Genomic DNA, 4652 nt, shown 5'->3' on the forward strand with positions numbered 1-4652 from the left:
CGTAGTGCTGCCCATGCCCTGCGACGGGGCGATGGTGTTTCGCAAGGTGATGATCCCGGTCGCCGGCCCGCTGGACGACTACCCGATCAACATCGGCCAGGACAGCGGCGAGTGGGGCTATGTGGAGCAGACCCGGCCCGCTTTCATCGCCGGCAGCTTCACCAGCCCCAAAGGCGAGAAGTCGCGCTACTACCTGCTGGCCAAATACGAGATGAGCCAGTTGCAGTACAAAGCGTTGACCGACGAAACCTGCCCGACTGCCTCCAACAAGCAGCGCCTGCCGGTGGTCTCGGTTGCCTGGCTGGACGCCCTGCAGGCCGCCGACAAATACAACCGTTGGCTGCGTGCCAATGCTGCCGCCAAGTTGCCCCGGGAAGACGGCGCCCTGGGCTTCCTGCGCCTGCCTACCGAGGTGGAATGGGAGTTCGCCGCACGCGGCGGCTTGCAAGTGAGCACCGCCGAGTTCCGCGACGGTCGCTACCCCATGCCCGAGGGCCTGAATGCCCACGAGTGGTTCGCTGGTGCCCAGTCTGCCAACGGCCAGTTGCAGCTGACCGGGCTGCTCAAGCCGAACCCGCTGGGGTTGCACGACATGCTCGGCAATGCCAGCGAGATGATGTTCGAGCCGTTTCGCCTGAACAAGCTCGACCGCCAGCACGGCCAGGCCGGCGGCTATGTGGTACGCGGTGGCAACTACCTCACCAGCGAAGGCGACCTGCGCACCTCGCTGCGCCAGGAAGAGCCGTACTACAACGCCGAAGGCGCCGTGGCCAAGAAAACCAACGGCCTGCGCCTGGCCATGGTTTCACCCACCCTGACATCGCGCGAACGGGTCAAGAGCATCGAGAAAAGCTGGAGCAACCTGGGCAGCGATCAACCGGCCACCCAGAGCAAGGACAAGGGCACCGTCAAGGCGCTGGAAGAGCTGGCCTCGAACGTGGAAGACGAAGCGCTCAAGACCCAGCTCAAGACCGTCGAGAACCAGCTGCGCGCCAGCAACCAGCAGCAACAGGAAGCCCGCGACCAGGCGATCCGCGCCAGCCTCAACCTGGGGGCGTTCCTCTGCACCAAGATGCTCGACGACGGCCAGTACCTCGACTTTCTGCAGAAGAACTACGCCAGCAACTGCAAGGTCGGCGAAGAAGACCCGACCTGTGGCGTGCGCAAGGTCAAGCTCGAAGAACAACAGGAACGCCTGCACAAACTTAGCCGCTACTACGCCAGCTCACTGGTGGAGTCCGGTTCGCTGTATGGCAAGGACCTGCTCGACGCCCAGGTCCCGGTACTGGACGGCTCGTTCAAGGCCAACAAGAACCTCAAGGAACTGTCGCCGTACCTGCAAACCCACTGGGCCAACCAGGTGTCGTTCCTGAAAACCCAGAAAATCGACGCCACCGCGTGGCTGAACAACTGCAAGACCGTCGCACACTGACCCAAGGACCCCAGGAACCGCACCATGACCAACCCGACATCGACCCGCATCACACCTTGGCTCAGTCTGCTCATGGCTGCGTGCCTGGCCTTTACCGGTTGCGCCAACACCGGCAGTTCGCTGACCGGTAGCCAGGGCACCGCCGACCCGCGCCTGACCACCGGCAACGATGCCAAGTTCTTCACCACCTCGGGCTTCCAGGCCTGCGCCATTGCCGCTGGCGGCGGCATCCTCGCCTGCATGCTGTCCAACTCCGGCAACAAGGCTGCCTGCTCGATCATCGCCGGTGTCGCCGCGTGCGGTGTGGCCATGGGGGCCAACTATTACCTGGACCAGCGCCGGGCAAAGTATGCCGATACCACCGAGCGCCTGAATGCGATGACCACCGAAGTGCAGGGTGAAACCGCCAAGGTCGCGGAGCGCACCAACACGCTGCAGCGCGTGATCAACGACGACAAGCAACAGCTCGCCAGCATTCAGAAAAGCATCAAGGCCAAGACCGTGGACAAGGCCAAGGCGCAGCAGGACATCGCCAACATCGACCAGAACATCGGCCTGATGCGCAAAGACCTGAACAACATGAAAGCCCGCGTTACCGAATACCAGCAGGTCACCAAGCTGGAGCGCGATGGCGGCGCCAGCCAGGCCGAAGTGCAGAAGGTGGAAAGCGAAATCGCCAAGATGAACACCAAGGTCGCGTCGCTGCAGCAGGAGGTCGACGGCCTCTACAGCCAGCGCTCGGCCATTACCCTGGGCTGAAGGAGAGCACCCCATGTTCGTGCGGAATTGCTTGTGCCTGGCCCTGCTGGCCAGCCTTGCCGGGTGTGCAACTACTGCCTCGCAGTGCAATGCCTCCGACAGCAACGCCAGCCTGATTGGCAAACTCAACTGCGACTACGGCGGCGGCTATGCCGAAGGCGTGCGCAACAGCGAGCAGAACCTGCTGAGTGCCAAAGAGCAGAACCGCCAGTTCAACGAGGTCTACGCGCAGTTGAGTGCGCTGCAGGCCTCGACCCGCCAGGACCTGCAAAGCCAGCAGCGCCAGCAGGCCAGCCTGGAGCAGTCGTTGAATGGGCTGCTCGGCACCCTCAAGGCCCGCCATGGCAACAAGAGCGATGTGCAGAAGCAGATCGCCAGCCTGGAGCAGCAGCTCAAGACCAACCAGGCGGCACCCTCGCAAAATGCCAGCAACGCCCAGATCGAAGCCCGCAAACAAAAACTCAAGGACCTGCAACAACAGGTCAGCCGCCTTCAGCTGAGCCTGGGTTACGAGTAGAACCTCTTCGGCAGCTTCGGCTGCCGAATCTTTTCAGGATATGCACATGCAGCGGGTCACCCGCGACACCAGCCCCGCCAGCAACGACCTGCGGGTGCTCGAACAAGCCATGGCGATCATCGTCAGGCATTTCCCACCAAGCATCGCTCATCAGTTTGCCACCCCGCGCGACGGCAAGGATGGCCTGCGCGAATGGTGGTCGGAGCTGCAAGGCCAGCCACACCGCTACCACGACCTTGAGGCCGAGCAGCAAGCTGCCTTGCTGCGGTTTTACGACGAGCGTCAGGACGCGGTACGCCAACTGGTCGGCAAACTGCAAAGCCTGGGCCAGACCAATGAGGCAGCGCTGCTGGAAAAACTCATCCGGCCTGCCGACCTGAACAACCTGTACAGCGTCAACGGCCAGCCGCTGGTCGTGCGCTGGGCCGAGCCGGCCCCGGTCACGCCTGCAACCGCACCCTTGCCCGCCCCAGCGCCAGTGGTGCGCCGGCGCCGGGTATGGCTGCCGTGGTTCCTGCTGCCGTTGCTTGGCCTGCTGTTGCTGGCCCTGGCCTTGTGGTTGGGCTGGCCGTATCTGCAGCACTGGCTTGGCAGCCGCCCTGCCACGCCCTTCGCCTGCGTGAAAGACACGCAGCTGCAGCCGCCCGAATTTGCCGTGGTGCTCGACACCTCGGGCTCGATGCAACTCAACGTTGCCGCTACCCCGGAGGACGAAGCGTGGTTCTTCAAGCACATCAATGATGACCCGAACATCGATCAGCAGCGCGTCGCGCACATTACCCAGGCCCCCGTGCGCATGGACGTGGCCAAGAGCAGCCTGACCCACCTGATCAACGACCTGCACCCGGCGATCGACATGCGCGTGGTGACCTTCGACGGCTGTCGCGCTCCCCTGGACCATGGCGTGTTCAAGCTTGCCCAGCGTCCGGCGCTGATCGAAGGCATCCAGGCACTCGAGCCCAATGATGGCACCGCCCTGGCGGCCAGCCTGGACGTGACGGCCAGGGCCATGAACGGCCGTGACCGCGACGGGGTGATATTAATGTTTATCGACGGTGCCGACGGGTGCGAGCAGGACGTGTGTGCAGTGGCGCAGCGTATCGCCCGCGAGCAGCCACGCCTGCGCGTCAACCTGATCGACATCAGCAACAGCAACCTGGCCAGCTGCGTCGCCGAGCAAACCGGTGGTCGCATCTATTCCGCCAACGATGCCGAGCAGGTGGCCACAGCCCTCAAGGACGCCAGCCAGGAAGTTTCCAGCACGGCCGATTGCGACTAGGACGAACCATGCAAAGGGTAAACCGCGACACCCATGCCAGCCAGGATGCTGCCAGTGCCCTCGAACAGCGGGTGGCGCTGATTCGCCAGCATTTTCCGCCGGGCATCGCTCACCTGTACGCGATACCGAGGCAGGGGCGCGACGGCGTACTGGAATGGTGGTCCGAGCTGGAAGGGCAACCGCACCTGTATGCCACGCTGGATCGCGAGCAGCAGGCCGCGCTGCTCAGGCGCTACCAAGAACGCCAGGCAGCCGTCGGCCAGTTGGCGGACGAACTGCACAAACGCGGCCAGGCACCGGCCGCAGAGGCGTTGCGCACGCTGATCGGGCACCCGGACCTGGCCAACCTGTACAGCATCAACGGCGAACCGCTGGTGATTCGCTGGGGGCAACCGGCACCTGCCACGGCAAAGCCGGCGCCGGTGCCGCCACCGCCAAAGGTAGCGCCGGCGCAGCCGAAACCCGCGCCAACCGCAAAACCCGCCACCAAGCGAAGCGTAGTGCTGGTCGAGCGCCGCCGCTGGCGCCTGTGGCCGTGGTTGCTGCTGGGTCTGTTATTGCTGCTGCTCTATGGGTTGTACAGCAGCTGGCCGGCGCTGTACCAGCGCTGGCAAGGCTACACGCAGGCGGCAATCTGTATGCCGGGGGGTGGCTTCCAGGCCTCG

4 protein-coding genes and 1 pseudogene are annotated in these 4652 nt (G+C 64.1%); all 5 read left to right on the plus strand.

Annotated elements, in window-relative coordinates; translation table 11 throughout:
- On the plus strand, nt 1–1432 hold a 1432-nt coding region (locus HP547_RS22420; protein ID WP_172287456.1), incomplete at its 5' end, for an SUMF1/EgtB/PvdO family nonheme iron enzyme.
- A 24-nt stretch (nt 1433–1456) separates the two neighbouring features.
- Complete coding sequence (locus HP547_RS22425) at nt 1457–2191, plus strand: hypothetical protein (protein WP_172229668.1); 735 nt, start codon at nt 1457–1459, stop codon at nt 2189–2191.
- 13 nt (nt 2192–2204) lie between these two features.
- The gene (locus HP547_RS22430) at nt 2205–2708 is read left to right on the plus strand and encodes a hypothetical protein (RefSeq protein WP_172287457.1); all 504 of its coding nucleotides are present in this window, start codon (nt 2205–2207) and stop codon (nt 2706–2708) included.
- A gap of 46 nt (nt 2709–2754) precedes the next feature.
- Nucleotides 2755–3987, plus strand: a complete 1233-nt coding sequence (locus HP547_RS22435; protein ID WP_172287458.1) for a hypothetical protein — start codon at nt 2755–2757, stop codon at nt 3985–3987.
- Between the two features lie 8 nt (nt 3988–3995).
- Nucleotides 3996–4652 (plus strand): annotated as a pseudogene (locus tag HP547_RS22440) (hypothetical protein); the annotation flags it as partial.

Origin of the sequence: Pseudomonas sp. CM27 (genome assembly GCF_013179515.1) — a bacterium.
In the GTDB taxonomy this organism is placed as follows: Bacteria; Pseudomonadota; Gammaproteobacteria; order Pseudomonadales; family Pseudomonadaceae; genus Aquipseudomonas.

Excerpts from the sequence above, each read along its gene's own strand:
- HP547_RS22425 (WP_172229668.1), top strand. The coding sequence starts at position 1,457 with ATGACCAACCCGACATCGACCCGCATCACACCTTGGCTCAGTCTGCTC.
- HP547_RS22430 (WP_172287457.1), top strand. The coding sequence starts at position 2,205 with ATGTTCGTGCGGAATTGCTTGTGCCTGGCCCTGCTGGCCAGCCTTGCC.
- HP547_RS22435 (WP_172287458.1), top strand. The coding sequence starts at position 2,755 with ATGCAGCGGGTCACCCGCGACACCAGCCCCGCCAGCAACGACCTGCGG.